Raw genomic sequence first — 20923 nt, 5'->3', positions numbered from 1 at the left:
TAAAAAAGAAATCACCGCTTTAAATAGCTAAATCCTATCTTAATACGTTAGCCTTCTCCCCTAATTAGGCTTGATAACTATCTCAAAAATTTAACATTAATACCATTCTCGTTTTTATACAGTGAATAGTAGTAAACCCATACATCCATAGATATTTCCATAGATATTTCCATAGATATTTCCATAGGAATTTCTATATCGCTTAATTCAAAGAACGAAAGAAAGGAGCAAACATGTGCACTTTACGGTAGATGGAGCTATATTATTGCTTTCCTGTTTGTTAATTCTAGGGGTAGTCACGACAAAATTTTCTGCTAGGCTTGGCTTACCCTCACTTGTACTTTTCGTAGCAGTTGGAATGGTCCTTAGCAATTATATCTATTATGACAATGCAAAGATTACTCAATTATTCGGGATATTAGCATTAATCGTTATCTTATTCGAAGGTGGATTACAGACGAAATGGACCAACATTCGCCCTGTTCTTCCAGCTTCTCTTTCACTTGCAACAATAGGTGTATTTGTTACAACGCTTATCATCGGAATAGTTGCTAAATTTGTGTTAGACTTCACTTGGCTTGAAGGACTATTGTTTGGTGCAATCGTTGGTTCGACCGATGCTGCCGCTGTATTCGCCGTATTAGGCAATAAAAATATAAAACCTAAGCTTACTTCAACATTAGAAGCGGAATCGGGGACAAATGATCCAATGGCGATTTTCCTAACCGTTACCCTGATTAGTGTGATTCAAATGCCAGAAACCAGCTATATAAACTTACTTTTTTCGTTTCTTTGGCAAATGGGCTTTGGTCTTGTAGCTGGATTACTATTTGGAAAGCTGTCTGTTTGGTTAATCAATAAGATTAATCTCGATTCTTCTGGACTTTATCCGGTTCTTTCATTAGCTTTAGCCATTTTAACGTATGCCATTACAACCGTTTTAGGAGCAAGTGGTTTACTAGCAGTCTACGTTATGGCTGTTCTTGTCGGTAACTCTGATTTAACCTACCGCCATTCAATCTTTAGGTTTAATGAAGGATTCGCGTGGATGATGCAAATTTTAATGTTTATAGTATTAGGATTACTCGTATTTCCAAACCAACTAATCCATATTGCATGGCAAGGAATTCTACTCTCCTTTGTTCTTATGCTTGTAGCCCGTCCAATCGGAGTCTTTATTAGTATGCTACTCTCCAAGTACACATTTAGTGAGAAAGTATTTATTTCTTGGGCAGGATTAAGGGGTGCGGTCCCTATTGTTTTAGCAACATACCCAATGCTAGTAGGCTTACAGAACAGCCAGGTTATCTTTAATGTTGTTTTCTTCGTTGTCCTTTTATCTGCCTTGTTACAAGGGGCTACGATCAACCCGCTTGCCAAGCGTCTTGGACTATCAGGCGGAGAAAAGCTCCAAATCTCTCATAGCTTAGAGCTTGTGTCTATTGGAAAGACGAACAATGAAATTATGGAATTGACACTCACAGAGCAATCTAGTGTAATCGGGAAAGAATTAAAGGACATTATTCTACCTGATGAATCATTGATTACCGCTGTTATTCGGAATAATCAACTGATAACACCGCGTGGAGATACAAAGCTATGTCCTGGTGACACATTGTATGTACTTATTTGCAAAGACAAAAGAGAAGCAATCAAACAGTTGTTTTTGCATCTACAAGTCTAAGATTTGTAATTTTCTCGCAAGCTTCCCTTAAAAAAATCCCTCAAAAGATAGTTATTCACTTTTGAGGGATTTTTTGATCATTTTATCTTTCTACATTTCATTCTGAAAGGTCACGATTACTTCTGTTCCCTTATTTACTTCACTTTGAAATTCGATCGTTCCCTTCATCAATTGAATCAATCTCATGGAAACCATCATCCCTAAACCAGTCCCCTTCTCTTTTGTTGAATAGAATGGAGTTCCTAACCGATCTAGTTCTTCCACAGACATTCCTTTTCCATGATCTTTAATTGATACAAAAATGGTCTCTCGATTTCTTCGAAGATAGATCCTTACACTTCCGCCAGAAGGCATTGACTCGATTGCATTTTTCACGATATTGACGAAACATTGCAATAGCTTCGAGGAATCCGCTTGAATATAACAATTATGCAAATTCAAATGAAGGCAAACATTATTTTGGACTTTATACGGTGTCAATATTTCGTTAACTTGCAGCAGGACTTCTCTCAAATTCACTTCTGATAATCGATGAGCTTCAGGCTTTGCAAAAGTTAAATAATCTTCAATCGTTGATAATGCACGGTCCATTTCGTTTTTCGTTATTCGGATATAATTCAATTGAGTCTCATCGGTTACCATTTCCTCTAACAGTTGGGCAAAACCCCTACTTGCGGTTAAAGGGCTTCTAATTTCATGGGCTAGGGAAGCAGCTAATTGACTTACTACACCAAGTTTCTCATTGCGAACCATCCTCTCTCTCAGCCGGTAATTATTAATGATTCCTTCCGTCATGTAAACACATATCCCCATAAAAACACTATTTCCTAAAAAGAAGAGAAGATAAAAGTTGAGATAATCATTTTCCAAAATGGGGATGCCGCTAAACAGATCTATAAAAGGGCCCAGAAAAGAGGTTCCACCAGCTAAGAGAGAAGAAATAATGATTTTTCCTTTAATAGTAGCTCGCTTGAATTTTTTTTCAAATACAATAAGTAAAACTAGTAATATGCTGTAAATGATTAGTGTTAGAATTACACCAATTCCACCTAATACATACCGGTATACAAACATGATGATAATGATTGAAATCCCCACGGGAATACTCCCATAAAAAGAAGCTAGAATAATAGGTATTTTTCTAAGATCATAAATATTTCCAGGCTCTAGCACATACGGGAAAGAGACAACTAAAATGGTGATAATCCCTGCTACTACAAAGATGACCCTATTAGCATTTCTTACTCTTTTCTTATAGCTAGTTAAATAAACGTGTAGAAAGAAATAGCCTGTTAAAATAATCAAGGTATTAATGAGTAGTGGTCCAGCAATAGCCATGGATATCACCGCCTAGTTATATTAATCTACTTATTTATCTTACAGGATGATCGCTTTCACTCCTAAGGATATTTGAAAATTTTCAGTAAATTCACATGCATGCTTTATAAAAAAAATATTGTACCCATGAATGATACTCTAAATACGTCTCTTTATTAATAAAACCGGAAAAATGTTAGGCGTTTAACCTCTTCTCAAGCCACTCCAAAATATCTCTCATCACTTCCTCACGGTTTAATTCATTTAGCATCTCATGGCGGCCTTCATAATAATATTTGTATTCAATCTGATGTATACCATGTTTTGTATATTGATCGATTACCTGTTTGACACCCTTTGTATCTTTTCCAACCGGATCTTGGTCACCACTGAAAATAAAAAATGGCAATTCTTTATCTATTTTTCTCACTTCTTGATTATGATGAATTCGTTCAAGTCCCGTCATTAAGTCAGAATAAAATCCTGCTGTTGCAATAAAGCCACACAGTGGATCATCTATATATTTCTGCATCTCTTTCGCATCTCTCGTGAGCCAATTAAATTCTGAGGATCCATCTGAAAATCTCTTATTAAAATTACCAAACGATAATTGATTCATCAGAGGACTTTCGGTTCGTTTCCCATGCTTTCGAATTTGTGAATTTGCAACTAACTTACCTAACTTCCCTAGAAAACCGGGATTGCCTCCGGTACCAGATAAAATTACTCCACTTACACTTTGTTCATACCGTTGAATAAAGCGGCGAACTAAAAAGGACCCCATACTATGCCCCATAATAAATACTGGTACTTGTGGACTTGCATGCTTTATATATGAATTAATTTCCTTCAAATCATCTACAGCTCTTTCAAATCCATTTTCTTCAGCAAAAAAGCCAAGGATTCCTGCCTTCTCACCTGTTTTTCCGTGTCCTCTATGATCATTTCCATAAACAAAGATCCCGTGAGAAACAAGAAAATTTGCAAACTCATGATAACGCTCAATATGTTCTGCCATCCCATGAGCAATTTGTACTATCGCTTTAGGCTTAAGACCCTCTTGATACCAATAAGAAACAAACACCTCATGTCCATCTGACATCTCTAGCCATAATCGGTCAAACATAGGCTTTCTCCTCCTTGCTATTTTCTTTTTATTCTATTTCCTTTAATTCAACCTATTCTCTTGTTACAATCCATGCAACAGCCCATGCCAATATACCTGCCGACAATTTCCCTATAATCATGGGAAAAATCATACTCTGTGCTGCTGAAGCCACAAACCCTAGATGACTCCCAAATGTAAAAGCACCACTGACCGCAAAAGCAGTGTTAAGTACCTTCCCTCTTGGAGTCATCTTTTGTAAGTTAGTAAACATTGGTATATGATGGGCTAATGATGTAATAGGTCCGAGCAGTGAATATTCATCCAACCCCGATTTTTTTCCAATTTTCATCACTGGATTCTTTAAGAGCTTTTGCACACCATACATCAGTGGAAAAGCTCCTGCTAATGTAATCGTTATGCTTCCAACAATTTGAAAGCTCTCTGATATTGGAATCATCCCCTTGAAAACTTTAACTCCAACTAGAGCTTCAAGAGCAATGCAAACAAGACCTACCATCAATGTCCACTCCACTAGTTTGGAGAAATACGTAAATAACCGAATCGTGAGTTTTGGATAAACTTTCAATAACAGGCTAATAATCACAGAACATATTACTGCCGGAAGAAGATTCGGTAGCATCCATAATAAGGAATATCCCGCTACTAATCCCCCGATTAGACACCCCAGTGGGATTGTGATTAGACCAATTAGAATTCCCTGTGCGAAAAAAGGCAGATCCTCTTCCTTCAGCATATTTAACGCAACAGGAATGGTAAACACAATGGTCGGACCCATCATTGTTCCTACGAACACCCAAGAAAAATAGGCTGCCTCTTTTGTTAGAGCCATCTCTTCCGCCAAAGCTTGCCCGCCCATATCAAGCGCGAATACCATCGAGGCAAACATGGACGGGTCTGCTCCACAAGCTTCAAATACAGGAGTGACAATCGGAATCAACCATCTCGCAAGAACAGGAGACAGCGAGATCATTCCAATCATAGAAAGAGCAAGGGCTCCCATACTTTGAAAGGCCTTTATAAATTCTTCTCCAAACCCCCATCTAAATCCTCCTACTCGGTCAATGATACTAATAATGACAAATAAGGAAATGATCCACATAAGTATTTCATTCATTTTTTCTTCCCCCCCTACGAACACTGTTGCAAAATTCATGCCAACTGATTACTGCAGGGCAATAAGAATTAGTGTCTAATTTTTTTGACACGGGAGATAAAAATATGTATCGTTACCTATACATTTTGAAGAAATTCCTTTTTATTTCTTGGTTACTTATTCAAACTGTTCTAGTTTTGCAAAACATTGCCAATCACGTTATAACTAAGACAGTACGTCAATGTAAGTATAAATGAGAACCAAATAGAACCATTGTAGCAACACATATCCTTCCATATGAGAACAATCATCACTCGCATACTATTAATTTAAAAAAGGAAGAACGCAGTTGCATCCATAACTGCGTTCTACGGTTGGCCATTTAACCAACTATGATTTTCATTATGCTTCTCTTATTGGCTTTGAATAGCTATTTTTTCCCCCGCCCGATGGATCCTTTGACTAGTTGAATCAAATAGATCAGTATAGTAATTATCATAGAAAGTAACACAATAATTATCATACTCGTTGTGTATACAGCCGTTTCTCCAGCATCGCCTCCATCAAACAGCGGTGCAAACAGAAAAAACATCAAGACACTCGAAAAAATCACTAGAAAAAAGATACTGATATATCGTGACATCCAATTCCCCCATTAGAAACTTTTCCCTTTATTTTATCAAACTTATTTAATTTACAGAATTTAACCCGAATTTTTTTAATTTATTATACAAAGTAGCGCGAGACACCCCTAACCTCTCTGCTGCTTTTTTCTTATTTCCCTTTTCCATCTTCAAAGCCTCAATGATTTTAACCACTTCATATTGTTCGAGATTGCTAGATAAAAAATCACTCGAATTCGAAGACTCCATTACACTAGAACTAATCACTCCTGGAAAGCCATTCACATCGAGTTGTCCATTATCAGCTAACAAAACTGCCCGTTCCACACAACTTCTAAGTTCACGAATATTGCCTGGCCAATCATAACTATATAGTGCCTTCATTACTAAGGGGGTTACACGTTCAATTTGCTTGTCATAAACAACAGAAAATTCATAAATAAACTGATGTAAATATTCAATTAGATCTTGTTTTCGATTACGAAGGGGTGGAATTTCAAGTGAAAATGTATTTAGGCGGTAATACAGATCTTCCCTAAAGGTCCCATCAGACATTTTCTTTTCCAAAGGTTGATTAGTGGCAGCAATTATTCTACATTTCACCTCAAATTGCTTGTTCCCTCCTACAGGAAAATAGGTGCGATTTTCAAGAATACGAAGCAATTTAACCTGTTGCTCAAGAGGAAGATCGCCGATTTCATCTAGAAATAACGTTCCATTACCAGCAATTGATATCTTTCCAGCCTTTCCTTTCGGATCCCCTCCGGTAAAAGCTCCAGGAGCATAGCCAAATAGTTCAGCTTCAAACAATGTAGAAGATAATGCACCGCAGTTGATCGCTATAAATGGCTCCTTCGAGCTCCTTTCCTCGTGGATGGCTCTTGCAAATACTTCCTTCCCTACACCAGTTTCTCCAAGTAACAGCAGGTTGGCATTCGTTGTTGCCATTTTCTTTGCGAAGGCTCGGGTTTCTTTGATCTTAGGGCTCGATCCTTTTATTTTTTGAAAAGCATCAAAGCCCTCTTTCCATTGAGAAACTTCTTTTTCTAGTCGATGGATTTTGGAAGATACTTTCAAGAGCTCTTGATTCATATACATTTGACTTGTAACATCTGTTTCTTCAGCAATTGCCCCAATTACTTCTCCGTCGACAATAACCGGACTTGCATTAATCAATACATATAAATCTTCGCGAGGCTGATGAAGATGCTGTCTATATGATTGCTTTGTCATCATCGCTGCACAATTTAATAGCCTTTCTTTTGGAAAAAATCGACTCATGCTTTCTCCAATAATTTCTTCTTGAGAAATTGAAAACAACCTTTCCGCTCCCTTTGTCCAAACCAATGTTTTTTCATTATGATCTACAACTGATACGGAATGGTCCATCGTATCAACCATGGTTTGGAAAAAAGCGGATTGTCTTTTATATACCCTATACAATTCTTGATGAACTCTACTCGATCTGAGATATCCGACCACGTTATGTTTTTCATTTAAGACAATAATATAAGCACTTACCGATTGCCCAAAGAGAGATTCAATCAAAGCATTTTCGTCTACTATTGTTGCTTCTCGAAAATAAGGTTCCTTGAAATATAGAATCTCTTCTCGTACAGCATAAAAATACTTATTCCCCTTTTTCATAATAAGGATTGAGCTACCTTCGTCAGTACTCTTGACATATTTATTATCAATAATTGAAAAATCATTCTGGAGATAATGATGAATAGTTATTTGCTCCATATACCCACCTTTTTTCACGCGTCTTAGCTATAATTACTATTGTAGTTGCAACGGAGTATGATTGCTAGAAATCCTCATAGAAAAAGACACCCAAACGGATGTCCTTGCTTTTCATAATTAGTTATTCCTTTTCAGGGATTTCACAGCCTTCATCTGTACATACTGCTGCACCACTTTGATCCGAAGAAAGATCGACCAATTGTGGTTTAGGATGTTCTTCTTCCCAAACTTTTTGTAGTGCTCCTACAAAAGTTTCTAGAGGCTGAGCACCAGATATCGCATATTTTTGATTAAAGATGAAAAATGGAACACCTGTCACTCCGTATTGTTGAGCAATTCCCTCATCTATCCGTACGTCATTTGCAAATGCTGCTTTGTCATTTAATACTTCAATTGCTGTTTGACGATTGAGGTTTGAAGCTTCTGCAATTTCAACTAAAGTGTCAATATCACTGAGATTTTTTGACTCGGTAAAATAGGCATATAACAGATTTTCTGTGATTTCTTTTTCTTTTCCTTGTTCCTTCGCAAACTTGGCTAAGCGGTGAGAATCAAACGTATTTGTTGGTTTCATATCTTCAAAATTGAATGTCAATCCCACACTTGCAGCATGCTCACCGACGCCAATACTATTTGCTTTTGCTTGGTCTACCGTAATTCCGTACTTCTTAGCAATAACCTCATGGATACTTTCACCAGAATAAATAGGAGCATTTTGATCTAACTCAAAGCTCTTATATTCAACTTCCACATCTTTCATATGTGGAAACTGCTCAAGAGCCATCTCCAATTTACGTTTTCCAATATAACAAAACGGACAAACAAAATCCGACCACACTTCAATTTTCATTTGATAACACCTCTTTATTTAGTTAGCAGCTGGAGACCGATCAACACTGCATCTGTATTTGCATTGTAGCATGATTCACAAAATAGATGAAAAGAGATGCTCAAAAGAGGCAATTTTACGTTATGTAAGCATCCTTACATATTTTCATGTAGTTTAGAGCTATCATATAAAGGGTAACACAATCACGTAAATAGGTTTAACCTAATTATAAGGAGGATATTCCATGTCTGTATTTTCACTTGGAGACAAAATTCCAAATTTCACATTACCAACCGCTACTGGAGAAGATTTTTCATTTGATAGCCATCAACAAGAACATAAGGCTTGGCATATGATTATTTTCTTTAGAGGATCATGGTGTCCTGTATGTGTTCAGGATTTAAAAGATATTGAGGAAAACAAAGGATTTTTCGAAGGAAAGAATGTTCATTTCATCACCATTTCAACTGATTCTAAGAGCAATCTAAAACAAATGGTAGACGAGCATTCACTGACTTTCCCCGTTCTTTCAGATGAAAATCTTGAAGCATTAAAATCATTTGATGTATTCTACCACGGAGAAGATGCACCATACGAGGATCATGGAGCACATGGTGAGCCTGCATACTTCCTTGTTGATGAAAACGGAAAACTTCTCTACCAACAAAGACAAACAAGTCCATTTGGACGTCCTTCAACTACAGAGTTGCGAAAAATCGTTCAGTATATTGCAAAGCAAATGAAATAAGCAGAAAACCCCCGGAATGTTCGGGGGTTTTCTTTATGATTTAATCGTTATCAAGTAATGAAGCACCTGCAATCCCAGGCTTTGTCATTTCGTATGGATCTAAGATTAAATTTAACTCTTCTTCTGATAGCACATCATATTGTAAGCATAGCTCTCTAACCGGTTTTCCATTTAAGATAGCCTCACGTGCTATTCGTGATGCCACTTCGTATCCTATATGAGGGTTAACAGCTGTAAGAACCCCAGCACTCTTCTCGACATATTCTCGAAGTCGCTCTTCATTTGCTTTGATTCCTTTTAAGCAATTCTCTGTGAAGGTATGGAATGCATTACTCATAATGCTAATCGACTGCAAGAGGTTAAACACTAATACAGGCTCCATCACATTTAATTCCAATTGACCTGCTTCAGATGCTAAGCAAATTGTTTGATCATTCCCGATAACTTGAAATGCCACTTGATTGATTAACTCTGGTAATACAGGGTTTACTTTCCCTGGCATAATCGATGAGCCTGGCTGCCTTGCTGGTAGCACGATTTCTCCTAAACCAGCTCTTGGGCCAGATGCCATTAATCTTAAATCGTTAGCGATTTTTGACATATTAATCATACAAACCTTTAATACACCTGATACCTCGGTATATGCATCTGTATTTTGAGTCGCATCCACAAGGTGTTCAGCGCCAGTTAATGGAAGTCCACTAATCTCACGTAAATAGTGAACGACTAATTCTATATAGGCAGGTTCAGCATTTAATCCTGTTCCAACTGCTGTTGCCCCCATGTTCACTTCATAAAGATGTTGTTTCGATTGTTTAATCCGCTTAATATCACGAGCAATTACACGGCTATAAGCTTCGAACTCTTGCCCTAGACGAATAGGAACAGCATCTTGAAGGTGTGTCCGCCCCATTTTAATAACATGGTTAAATTCAAGTGCCTTTTCTTGAAAGGCTGCGTGCATATTTTCCATAGATTCAATTAACTGTTCTAACAGATTCAACACGGCAATATGAATCGCAGTTGGAAATGCATCATTTGTGGACTGGGACATATTCACATGTGTGTTTGGGCTACAATAAGAGTAGTTCCCTTTTTCATGTCCTAACAATTCGAGTGCACGGTTCGCAATAACTTCATTCATGTTCATGTTAATGGAAGTTCCAGCTCCACCTTGAATTGGGTCAACAATGACATGATCATGCCATTTACCAGCCAGCAGCTCATCAGCAGCTTTCACGATGTATTCACCAATACCTGAATAAAGATGTTTAATATCCATATTTGCTAAAGCAGCCGATTTTTTCACAACTGCCATCGCTTTAATCAACTCTTCATGAATTCGATACCCTGTAATTGGAAAGTTTTCAACTGCACGAAGTGTTTGAATTCCGTAATAGGCTTCGGCAGGAACTTCCTTTGTTCCTAAAAAATCCTTCTCGGTTCTCATTTGACTCTTTGTGATGGTCATATCCCTAGACTCCTCTGTTCGACTACTCATTATAGAAAGGATTGTATTTCCATTCCTAATAAAATTAAAACAAATCCAACTAGAAACCTCAAGGTGTTTATTTTGGATTTTGGGAAATTGGAAGGAACTGAATAGATCATCAACACATTTGAAGTTTCGAGTCGGATATTACATTAAAGAATACAACTTGCAGACTAGACTGCTGCATATTCTCCCGTATTCGTATCTGCAATATACGCATGGACCGAAATTGACTTAGGCATTAAGGGATGGCCTTTAATTAAATCAATATTCTTTTCAATCGCTCCCTTAACGTCTTCAGCTCCAATTAACCAGCTCGCAAGATCATTGTCCACTACATCCAAATAATTGATCGTATGAATGGTGTCCTCTGAAACTCCTGCTTCTTTTATTTTATTTAAAATGCTCTCTCCCATTCGTCCTTGATCATCCTTTTCACCAATGATGTATATATCTTCAACATTATCATTGTATACGGCTAAAATGATGTTTCTCATCATACATCCGTATGGCTGCGATATAACTGTTCCATAGCTGTTAAAAACGACCCATTCTGAAGGCTGTTTATTCGTTATTTCTGGAAACAAACGGTAGATATCTTCTTTTACATCTGTAATTATTAATGATTTTTTTTGATTAAGCTTCGACATAATGATTCCTCCCTTTATTGAATCCATTTAGCCATTTCAAAATAAACAGGGATTCCAATGATTAAGTTAAATGGAAATGTAATTCCTAAAGATAATCCTAAATAAATTGAGGGATTTGCTTCTGGCACTGAAGACTTAAGAGCCGCTGGTGCTGCAATATAAGATGCACTTCCAGCTAATACACCCATTAATGTAACTCCACCTAACGACAAGCCAACAAAGCTACCAACGAGAACACCTAAGGTACCGAATAATAGAGGTGAAACTAAGCCAAATAACACTAACTTCATCCCATGTTTCTTAACCTCTGGTAAGCGGGCACCTGCAATCAAGCCCATGTTCAATAAGAATAGAATCAGAACACTGTTATACAAATCGATAAACAAAGGCTTAACCATCGGAAGTGCACTTTCTCCAAGCACCCATCCAATAATTAAACTCCCCATCAAAAGAAGAACACTTTTTCCAAAGACACTTTCTCTAATAACCTCTTTGTCAAACCAGGTAGGTGACGTGGCAACAATTCCCATTCTCTGAGTAGAAACCATCGGATAATCTTCCTTTTGGTTTTCGATGACTTTGAGTAAAAACAATGAAACGAATATAGCTGGGCTCTCCATTAATACCACTAGTGCATTCATGAACCCTTCATAGGATGTTCCGCTTTTTTCTAGAAAGGAAATCGCAGCTCCATATGTCACAATGCTTATCGACCCATATGTCGCGGCAAGTCCAATAGAATTTTTCAAATCCATCTTAATGAGCCTTAGGACAAATAATGTGATAAAAGGAATCATAACACCTAAAAATAATGCGCCTAAGATAGGTTCCCAAACGGATGCAAGTGGATAGTGGGAAAGTTCAATACCGCCTTTTATTCCAATTGCGATCAATAGGTAAATGCTTAACCCTTCGCTTAATCCATTCGGAAATTTTAGGTCAGATTTAACCAGGGCTGCAATTAACCCTAATACAAAAAACAATACAACGGGTGATAATAGGTTTTGAGTAATAATTTCGTTCATTTTCTGCCTCCTTACAATGGGTAATAAACAAAATAAAAACCGACCACATCAGAATATCAAGTGGTTTCAAACACTTGATTTTTGAAATGGCCGGTTTATCTTTAACTGAACTATGTCTTTTAAAGATCTCCCTAACTTATAGAGTTTTTTCAAGGTCTTCGTGTAATTTATACACCATCACACGTTCACCTGTCCGTGAACTTATGTCTGTATGAAAGCTTTTCACTTCTACTCCAGTAATAGAAAATATAATTTCCTTCAGATTTTCGATACCTGACTCGACTAATTCAGAGCGGGTTTTCTTAATCGTTAACATCCCGTCTTTTGTTTCACAAACACGATATTCCGCCGGAGTTAAGATCCCTTGTAAGCTTACAATAACCATATCTCGGAGTATATCTGCCTTAACTGAAACTGACCCCCGCCCAAGATAATCCTTCTCCCACTGAGTAATTGCCTTACTAATCTCTGATTCTAGAGAGCCTTTTGTTTTTTTCATAAATTTAAACCTCCTCAAACAAAAAATCGGTCTATTCCTTAAGCTAACTCATTAGTTAAGAAATAAACCGATTTACCTTATTTTTATCTATACACATTCAGCATCGCCTTTTCGTTTAGCCAAATTCTCATTTAACCGCACGCTAAAGCACTTTTCGTATACAGATGAAATAAAATCTCTCGATCACTTATGAAATTACTAAAATAATACCTAAAAACCGATGTGTTGTCAATCATGTTAGCTCAAGCTACAGTTATCGAATGGTTGCTTCCCAAACCAAGGTTGTTGTCTGTATGCTGAAACAACGAATATCAAACAGATAAAGAAAGAATAACTAGAATTTACCCCCACGAAGCAAAAAGCGTGTCATCAATTGATAACGATTGACGACACGCTTCTTGTACAAGTATGATTCCGACTGGGTTCGAACCAGCGACCTCTACCCTGTCAAAGCAAAACGGCTGCTTTTTCGTATTTGAAATTGATTAGGTAAGACCTTTTTCATTCACAAATCGTTAATATATCAGTATTTCTCTCATTTTTAAATATGCTAGGTTGTAACTGATACATCCATGGGCACCATTTTAGGCACCAAATACAGCACCAGTAAAAATCCTCTGAAGGTTGATGTGACAAGCTTTCTAAACTATATGGACAACTATGCTTTAAATTGATATAGAACTCTCTTCAAAAAATAGCCTTCACTATGGTAAAAATTATTTTAATTTTTACCATAGTGAAAAGCCTATCCAGATTATAGATAGGCTAGAGACATACAAACCAATGAGAACCTACTTACTCTTGCTCCTCAAAACATTTTTGACAAATCCCATTATCCACTAGGTACTCTACCATTTTCCCACAGCATGAACACTGACAATCCTTTGACATTTAAATACCTCCTTTTAACTGTGATATTCCTATTGTATCTATTTTCTCCTTATATGGTATATTTTTCATAAAAGATCAGCATGAGGCCTTATATACTCATAATTAAATTAAAAAAGACATACATCCTTATACAGTCGTATAGTACAAATCTAATCAAACAAACTAAGTTGTTCGCTTTCTTTTTCTTTTATTTTAATCCCTTCTGAATTCAAAATAAAATTACTATTCTTATCATGATTTTTATAATTTTTCAATGCATGACTTTGGCTTAAATTGGCATAACAGTATACGCATCCATGTGGACATGTATTATAGAAACCTATATCAAAACTTTTATAACATCCACATTCCTCCCTAGTAGCAGCTTTCCTCGAATCAAAATCTATATCGAACAACTTGCTAAGATACGGTACATTTATGCAACTTCCCTTCTCAATTCCTTGTATTTCTGCCAAGTGATCTTGACAACAACTATATAATTGAATATCACATTTTCGAGCTATAATTTCCATTTTCATTAATAACTGCTTTTGTCTCTCAACTGATATTTCTATAGGAACATCGCCCTCTAATTCTCTTTTTATATTTCTCTGTACTTTAGAGTAAAAAGTTACAAAGCTGGTATAACAACTATTTGTAAATCCCTTTAGTTCCTCACACATATATTGAAATATCTCTAAGTAATAATTTTCTTGCATTTTCGTAGTAAAGAATATAGGATCAAACCGCCAATTTATTTGTTCTCTTGAGAAATGTTCTGAAATCCATTTAAATGTTTCAATATTAGTTTGTAACGGACTAACATACTTCTCGCTACTTTTTCTTTGTCCTGTAATCGTGTAGTGAAAATACATTCTATATCCCATATCTTTTAATTCAATTAGCCTTTTTAATGCAGGTTTATAATTTTTAGACCAAAAAACTATAGCAGCTACATCCTCTAGTTTTAATGAAACTTCCACAGCCTCTTTCTGATATGGGTTATGTACATAGGCCTTTTCTTCCCTTATACGCTCCATAAACCAGTTCATATAAAAGGTTGGTATATCTGTTTTTCTACTAGCAGATATAATATTCATTTAATCACCCTTAAGATTGATAATTATTTGGTTCTGGTTCTGTCAGAGGATACGCTTCCTTTACCTCCTCTGTCACATAATCAAAATTATCTATAATATTTGGATTATCTATTTCATCTAGCCAGTTTAGAAATGTAGTTATCTTTTCGTCATCCTTCCATATATTTAAGGCCAATCCAAGAGTCTTATCAAAATTTTCTACATTTACTGTACTTAGAATTAAAAAAACATTCCTTATAATTTTATAATTGGGCTTAATCTTTTTAGCTAACCAACTATTAACTTTCTTATGAATATCATCCGAAGGAAACTGTAACCAGTCATCTACTTTCAATATCGCTTCTGCACAAATTGTATTTAATAATATTTCCTCTTTATTTTTTGTATCTAATGTCTGTATATAGCGGTTAGTAATTTCATGAATAGCAGCTTTATCCTTCATTTCCCCTAATAACCAAATACTATTTAACAATAAATAATTATCGGTTCTTTTATTAGTCACTAAATCCAGCAATTTTGTTCCTAATTTCGGATATGCCCTTAAAGGCTTAAAATTTAATAGCCAGGGGTTTTTAATTATGTTCTCAAACTCACTTATTATTTTATCCGATTTAAACCTGCCTAGATGATTAAAACAAAATTTTGCAATTCGCAGAGCTTCTTTCTTCTCAGAATCGGTAATCTGTTCATTACTAAAAAGTACTTTCTGAAAGTTAGTTAAAAACTTTTCAGCTAGTATATCTGAAAATTCCTCTACCTCCTGTACAAAGACCTTATTATTTTTATAAAAAGTTTTCTTCCACTTATTTAATGCTTTTTCATTTAATATTAATGGGACTTTATCCCATTTTATCTCCTGCTTGTATATTTTTTTTCTCTTGGTCCATTTAAAAAACTCGCTTGGCTTTTTAAATGTTTTTAACATTTTCTCAATAAAACTTGCTTCCTTGGTAATTTTTATTTGCAACCAATTTCCAGGTATATATATCCCTACTGAATCTAAACACTTATGAAAAGACTCAATGAATTCTTGTGGGTTCCTTTCGTAGTTTTTATAATTGGTTGCATCAAGCTTATATACTGTTCTTAATATTTGATCTGCTTTATCTTTTAAATCTTCAAAAATCTCTCTACTGCCGGGCCATTGTAGCTTTTCAGATTCTATGATTCCACTCTTATCTTCATTCAATTTTAATAAAAGGTTTTTCTCTAATAATCCCCTTATCATTTTATCTATCTCTTCGGCTTCTTTTTTAGTATTACTAAATATAAAAAAATCATCAACATATCTTACATATTTCGACTTTTCAAACTGACTAATTTTTTCATCTAATTTAGTAAGGTATAAATTAGCTAGTAAGTTTGACATGAATACACCTTGCGGAATGCCTTTCCCTAAGTTACATCCATCGAATATCCTATCGATATATGAATAAATTGTATTATTAACCCACAGTACAGTACTAGGTAGAGTATTTTCAATAATTTCTTTTAATCTCTGCTTATCTATCATAGTATAAAAAGACTTTATATCTGCCTGAATACAGTAATTCTGGGAGGCTTCCTCTGAAAACCCTCTTGCCTTTGCTATATATTCATTAAAGTATTTCTGTGCAAATGCTTGAAAAATATAAGGGCTTCTTAACTGACTAGTTAACCTATTACCAAATGAATATTCTTCTCTCTTTAATAAATCTTGTTCATCATCCATACTGTCACCCATGGTCATAATTAAAGAAGCACTTACAATGTCATTTTTTAAGTCTTCTATCACATAAGGTCTAAATTCTTTTTCGTTTTTTGGAATTTTATACTCCAGAAAATCGTCGCTGTAACTATATCCATTATTTTTTTCCAACTCTTTTTGTATTAATCTAATAATGTTAGTTAAGTTACTTTCAACATACTTTATATCAATCTCATCAATGACTCCTTGGGACCGGTGTGCATATCTTGCCTTTAAAAATGCAAGCTCTAACACCGAACTACTACACACCGCTTTTATAAGAGGTATTGAGTTCACACTTCCGTGTAAGTACCCCAATTTATTTCTATATGTTATTTTATTTTTTGCTATTTCATACCAGTAACTTTTTTTAGTATTATTGTATTTTAGCTTGTCTTTAACATCATCAGGTCCATAAATTTTATAGATACCTTTATTAGACAAAAATTCATATTGCGCTTTTATTTTCTTTTCCAGCGCATGCCCTTCAATATTTATTACTTTAATATCGTAAATATCAGGATTCTCCATATTAATTTTGTGTATACCTTTACCCATTTCGTAAGGTTCACTCTTTAACCAACTTACTAAGTTACTCATAATTACAAGAATATTTTTATCCTTATTTATAAGAGGTTTTATATTTTCAGTACAATTAGGAAAAGCATCATTAATTATTTCATATTGGATTTTTATATCAGTGCATTTAGATATGTAGTTTTCTATACATAATTTAAGGAGTTCACATTTCTTTTTACTTAATTCTACGAATATCACTTTAATTTCAATACTATTAGGTGTATTATCTAAACTATTTTTATATCTAATTAAATCTATTAATGCATAAGTAGCTGTTCCTATCCCACATCCAATGTCGATTATTGTTATTGGATTTTTAAGAAGGTTATCTTTATTATGCACCTTTTCTTGTTCAATAAATGTATGTCTTGCCTTAAAGTAATGAGCCGAGAAATAACCATATATTTCTTCCGCAATTTCTACTAAGTTTTCATTATTTGCTGGTCGGGGATTCCTTTGCTTTGATCCTTTATATCCTTTGCATCTTTGATCGCTATCGAAATGGTTTATTAGCTCGTTATATACTTGTTCAGTTATCGGGTCTATAGTATGAGTATCACTTAATGTCTTTAACCAGTCCAATACTAATTCTCCTTCAAGTTAAATTATCATATGTAAATTTTACCATTAAAGGTAATTTTATCATACCCCTTACAATAATACGGAAAGCATATGTGGAATTTAAAAAACAACTTCACTTGTTCGTGAAGTTGTCCGAAGTAATTGATTATTTGTGCATTAATCTTTTAGAACTACTCATCATACAAAAGTGAGCGGTTTGCCTAACTTCTATGTAGTCAAATTGGATAAAGCTTTTTTACCAAAACTAGCCTCAAAAGTTGTTCTCTTCATTTACATATTTGCAACTTGTAATTTATCTTGCTCTAAAACATTTTCTACTGCTTTTGGTTCCTTATTTGGTGGATAGTCCCACCTTCGAAGCACTTTTTTAATGTATAGTCTCACCTGCGCTCTAGAACTTTCTTTTTATCCCAGTCATAAAATTAATACTCTTTTACGGTTTTACCACCGCCATATTATCTAACCCTTACAACAAGAAGAGGTATTTACTTAGTTGCCCTCTATTATTTAATGACACAAATTTCTTTAGAGAAACGCACCAGGGGGGAGGAGTGTTGCATATTGGTGCAACTTACTTGAAGAATATAATAGCAAACGCAACACGCACCAACCTTTAATTTGATAAAAGCGAGCGAAGCTAAGACAAATCCAAGGTCATGAAACATCTTCCTTTATTTATAAAGAAGCAAATAAGTGTTGCAACAGTACAAATTACCTTATAAATCTCTATTGAATATTCCCAAACCTTTAATTATGTTTATTGCACAAAATACGTAGGTCCTTTTAATTTATACATACTCATACCTGCTAAATAAAAAAAGTGGATTGTCAACACTAAACTGGACAAAAAATTAAAGGGCTTGCTTTCTAAATTCCACAGGTGTTACATACCCAAGTGTTCCGTGAATTCGAATGTTGTTGAACCAGTGAACATAGTCATTAAGTTCAAGAGCGAGCTGTTCAAGGGAAGAAAAATGCGCTCCATTAGCGAATTCTATTTTGAATACTTTAAACATCGCTTCGGCAACCGCATTGTCATAAGGGCAGCCCTTCATGCTCAACGATCTTTGAATCCCAAATGTTTTGAGTGCCTCTGAAACTAGTTTATTATCAAACTCTTTTCCGCGGTCCGTATGAAACATTTTAACATCGTTTAAATTCGCTTGAATGCTAGCGATTGCCTGATATACAAGGTCTGCGGTCTTACTTGTACCAGCACTATGGCCAATGATTTCACGATTAAAAAGGTCGACAAATAAGCATACATAATGCCACCTTTTTCCGACACGGACGTATGTTAAGTCACTGACGATAACGGCTAATGGCTCCTCTTGTTTAAACTGACGCTTTAATTCGTTCTTCACTTGAGCCTCATTAGAGGTTGACTTGTGAGGTTTATACTGCGCCACTGTATAGTTTGAGACAAGACCCATTTCGTTCATTAACCGGCCAATCCTCCGGCGAGATATACACTTTGGATCTGGCAACTTAGCCAATTCTTTCTTGATTTTACGCGTTCCATAGTTATGGCGACTTTCTTTAAAGATGCGGGAAATTTCCTTGGAAAGCTCTTTATCTTCAGCTTTTTGTGCACGTTTGCCTGTTAAATTTGCATGATAGTAATACGTACTTTTAGGGATATTGAGGACGTCGCACATTGCTGATACCGAATATTTGTGAGCGTTATTACGAATCACATCTATTTTCGTCCCATGATCAGCGCGGCTTGCTTTAAAATATCGTTCTCCATAAGTAAACGCTGATTTTCTTTGCGAAGACGCATTAACTCAGACTCTTCCTCTGAACGATTATCCTTCGCAGCGAAGGAACCTGTTTCTTGATGATTCTTAATCCAGCGATCTAACGCAGACGGAGTAATATCATATTCTCTGGCAATATCCGCACGGGATTTGCCATTTTCATATAGCTTCACTAATTGGAGTTTAAATTCGGGTGTAAAAGTTCGACGTTGACGTGTCATCTTAGCACGCTCCTTTTATTCATTAGTCTAAGTTTACCTCCCCTTATTTTATATGTCCAACTAAGTGTAGCCTATCCAAAGACCAACTCATGGGAGCATGAATTAGTCCTTTGTTCTTCATAGATAGCAGAGATTTTCCACCCACTACTTCCTATAATGTACAAGCATATTCCGCTGGATATTGAATAATTCTTCTTTTAACTTCCTTATTGTTATTTCTTTCTCCGCTACTATCAATTTTAATTGATTAACTTGACTAAGCAGTTCTTGAGTATCTTTGTTTACTATACTAGTTTCCATAGGTATATTCTTCTTCATCTCGTTTTCCCGCAATGAGGAGTAATTTAAATCAGCTTGCCTACCCTGCTTCTGACTTTTCACCCATTTCCTCAAGCTGTTTGAATTTACTCCATGCTTCTTAGCCGTTGCACTAATGTTATTTACCTTGATTGCTTCAATAGCTACTTTCTCTTTAAATTCATGATCATATTTTCTACCCAAATACCCCCACCCCTTAATAACATTATTTGTAAATAAAGTATATATTCTCCTTATTATAATATCAATAGTATATAAAAAATAAAATACAATACTTATAGTCTATTGGTGAGTGCGTATTTAAAACTTATTGTTACCTTAGAGGTGATAATAGTGAATGATATTACCAAATTAATCGGACAAAGGTTAAGAACATATCGAAAAGATAAAGGACTAAGCCAAGAGGAATTAGCCCATAGAGCAGCACTACATACAACATATATTGGTCAATTAGAACGTGGGGAAAAAAATGCGACTATTGAGAGCTTATATAAAGTTGCTTCCGCCCTCGATATTACACTTGAAGATCTCTTTAAGTACCTTCCATCCGATAAACTATCGGAACAATCCATGATTATTATGAGAATAGTGGAGAAGCTCCATGGAAAGAGTATAGATGACCAAAAGTACATAGCAGATATGATTGAATCCTTGCTTTCCTGGAAAGATAATTCTAAATAATCGTTACGCTGCTACTTTTGTTTCATTATATGAAAGGTTAAATTGTTAGATCCTTTCTATTCATATGTTGTCATAAAATTAGATATTCCCCCCCACACACATGTTTCAACATGATGCAGTGAACTAATCAAAATGGAGTTTCAATACGCTAAAATCAGTTAATTACTACAAATTCAAGGCTACCATTACTGTATAGTGACACTATTAATAGCTTACTGTCATCTAATTTAACTAGATACTATATGTATTTT

18 protein-coding genes are annotated in these 20923 nt (G+C 35.4%); 3 read left to right on the top strand and 15 right to left on the bottom strand.

Features of this window, described 5'->3' with window-relative positions:
• Positions 1 to 235 precede the first annotated feature (235 nt).
• Complete coding sequence (locus tag LS684_RS06475; protein WP_233810799.1) at positions 236 to 1684, top strand: potassium/proton antiporter; 1449 nt, start codon at positions 236 to 238, stop codon at positions 1682 to 1684.
• Positions 1685 to 1774: 90 nt separating this feature from the next.
• Here the strand turns inward: LS684_RS06475 and LS684_RS06470 are convergent, their stop codons facing one another.
• The 6 genes from LS684_RS06470 to LS684_RS06445 form a co-directional block, all read right to left on the bottom strand.
• Complete coding sequence (locus LS684_RS06470) at positions 1775 to 3022, bottom strand: ATP-binding protein (RefSeq protein ID WP_233810798.1); 1248 nt, start codon at positions 3020 to 3022, stop codon at positions 1775 to 1777.
• A gap of 175 nt (positions 3023 to 3197) precedes the next feature.
• A complete protein-coding gene (locus LS684_RS06465; RefSeq protein WP_233810797.1) occupies positions 3198 to 4127 on the bottom strand; it encodes an alpha/beta hydrolase in 930 nt (309 codons plus the stop codon).
• A gap of 52 nt (positions 4128 to 4179) precedes the next feature.
• Positions 4180 to 5244: an ethanolamine utilization protein EutH gene (locus LS684_RS06460; RefSeq protein WP_233810796.1), complete on the bottom strand. Its 1065-nt coding sequence runs from the start codon at positions 5242 to 5244 to the stop codon at positions 4180 to 4182.
• A gap of 409 nt (positions 5245 to 5653) precedes the next feature.
• Positions 5654 to 5866 (bottom strand): hypothetical protein, encoded by a 213-nt coding sequence (locus tag LS684_RS06455; protein WP_233810795.1) that lies wholly within the window; start codon positions 5864 to 5866, stop codon positions 5654 to 5656.
• Between the two features lie 46 nt (positions 5867 to 5912).
• Entirely contained in the window at positions 5913 to 7592 is a 1680-nt protein-coding gene (locus tag LS684_RS06450; protein WP_233810794.1) for a sigma-54 interaction domain-containing protein, read from the bottom strand.
• Between the two features lie 121 nt (positions 7593 to 7713).
• Positions 7714 to 8442, bottom strand: coding sequence for a DsbA family oxidoreductase (locus LS684_RS06445; RefSeq protein WP_233810793.1), 729 nt, complete (start codon positions 8440 to 8442; stop codon positions 7714 to 7716).
• A 223-nt stretch (positions 8443 to 8665) separates the two neighbouring features.
• Between LS684_RS06445 and LS684_RS06440 the strand changes: the two genes are divergently transcribed.
• Entirely contained in the window at positions 8666 to 9169 is a 504-nt protein-coding gene (locus tag LS684_RS06440; protein WP_233810792.1) for a peroxiredoxin family protein, read from the top strand.
• A gap of 40 nt (positions 9170 to 9209) precedes the next feature.
• Here the strand turns inward: LS684_RS06440 and aspA are convergent, their stop codons facing one another.
• The 9 genes from aspA to LS684_RS06400 form a co-directional block, all read right to left on the bottom strand.
• A complete protein-coding gene (gene aspA / locus LS684_RS06435) occupies positions 9210 to 10640 on the bottom strand; it encodes an aspartate ammonia-lyase (protein ID WP_233810791.1) in 1431 nt (476 codons plus the stop codon).
• Between the two features lie 194 nt (positions 10641 to 10834).
• Positions 10835 to 11311, bottom strand: a complete 477-nt coding sequence (locus LS684_RS06430) for a carbonic anhydrase (protein WP_233810790.1) — start codon at positions 11309 to 11311, stop codon at positions 10835 to 10837.
• A gap of 14 nt (positions 11312 to 11325) precedes the next feature.
• Positions 11326 to 12336 carry a sodium-dependent bicarbonate transport family permease gene (locus LS684_RS06425; protein WP_233810789.1) on the bottom strand — a complete coding sequence of 337 codons (1011 nt, stop codon included), beginning with the start codon at positions 12334 to 12336 and terminating at the stop codon, positions 11326 to 11328.
• 136 nt (positions 12337 to 12472) lie between these two features.
• On the bottom strand, positions 12473 to 12835 hold the full coding sequence (locus tag LS684_RS06420; RefSeq protein ID WP_233810788.1) for a Na-translocating system protein MpsC family protein: 363 nt from the start codon (positions 12833 to 12835) through the stop codon (positions 12473 to 12475).
• 1040 nt (positions 12836 to 13875) lie between these two features.
• Complete coding sequence (locus tag LS684_RS06415; RefSeq protein ID WP_233810787.1) at positions 13876 to 14805, bottom strand: DUF1848 domain-containing protein; 930 nt, start codon at positions 14803 to 14805, stop codon at positions 13876 to 13878.
• Positions 14806 to 14815: 10 nt separating this feature from the next.
• Positions 14816 to 17692: an RNA-directed DNA polymerase gene (locus tag LS684_RS06410; protein ID WP_233810786.1), complete on the bottom strand. Its 2877-nt coding sequence runs from the start codon at positions 17690 to 17692 to the stop codon at positions 14816 to 14818.
• Between the two features lie 270 nt (positions 17693 to 17962).
• Entirely contained in the window at positions 17963 to 18055 is a 93-nt protein-coding gene (locus LS684_RS24275; RefSeq protein ID WP_432418817.1) for a hypothetical protein, read from the bottom strand.
• 488 nt (positions 18056 to 18543) lie between these two features.
• Positions 18544 to 19673, bottom strand: a protein-coding gene (locus LS684_RS06405) for an IS3 family transposase (protein WP_432418800.1) whose coding sequence is annotated in 2 segments (ribosomal slippage) — positions 18544 to 19394 and positions 19394 to 19673 — 1131 coding nt in all. Because the reading frame shifts where the segments join, the coding sequence is not laid out codon by codon here.
• Positions 19674 to 19817: 144 nt separating this feature from the next.
• The gene (locus LS684_RS06400) at positions 19818 to 20174 is read right to left on the bottom strand and encodes a transposase (protein ID WP_233810784.1); all 357 of its coding nucleotides are present in this window, start codon (positions 20172 to 20174) and stop codon (positions 19818 to 19820) included.
• Between the two features lie 150 nt (positions 20175 to 20324).
• On the opposite strand from LS684_RS06400, the gene LS684_RS06395 reads away from it, so the two are divergent.
• Positions 20325 to 20672, top strand: a complete 348-nt coding sequence (locus LS684_RS06395; protein ID WP_233810783.1) for a helix-turn-helix domain-containing protein — start codon at positions 20325 to 20327, stop codon at positions 20670 to 20672.
• Positions 20673 to 20923 lie beyond the last annotated feature (251 nt).

It is taken from the genome of Cytobacillus spongiae, from assembly GCF_021390075.1.
This window is presented reverse-complemented; position numbering and strand designations above follow the sequence as displayed.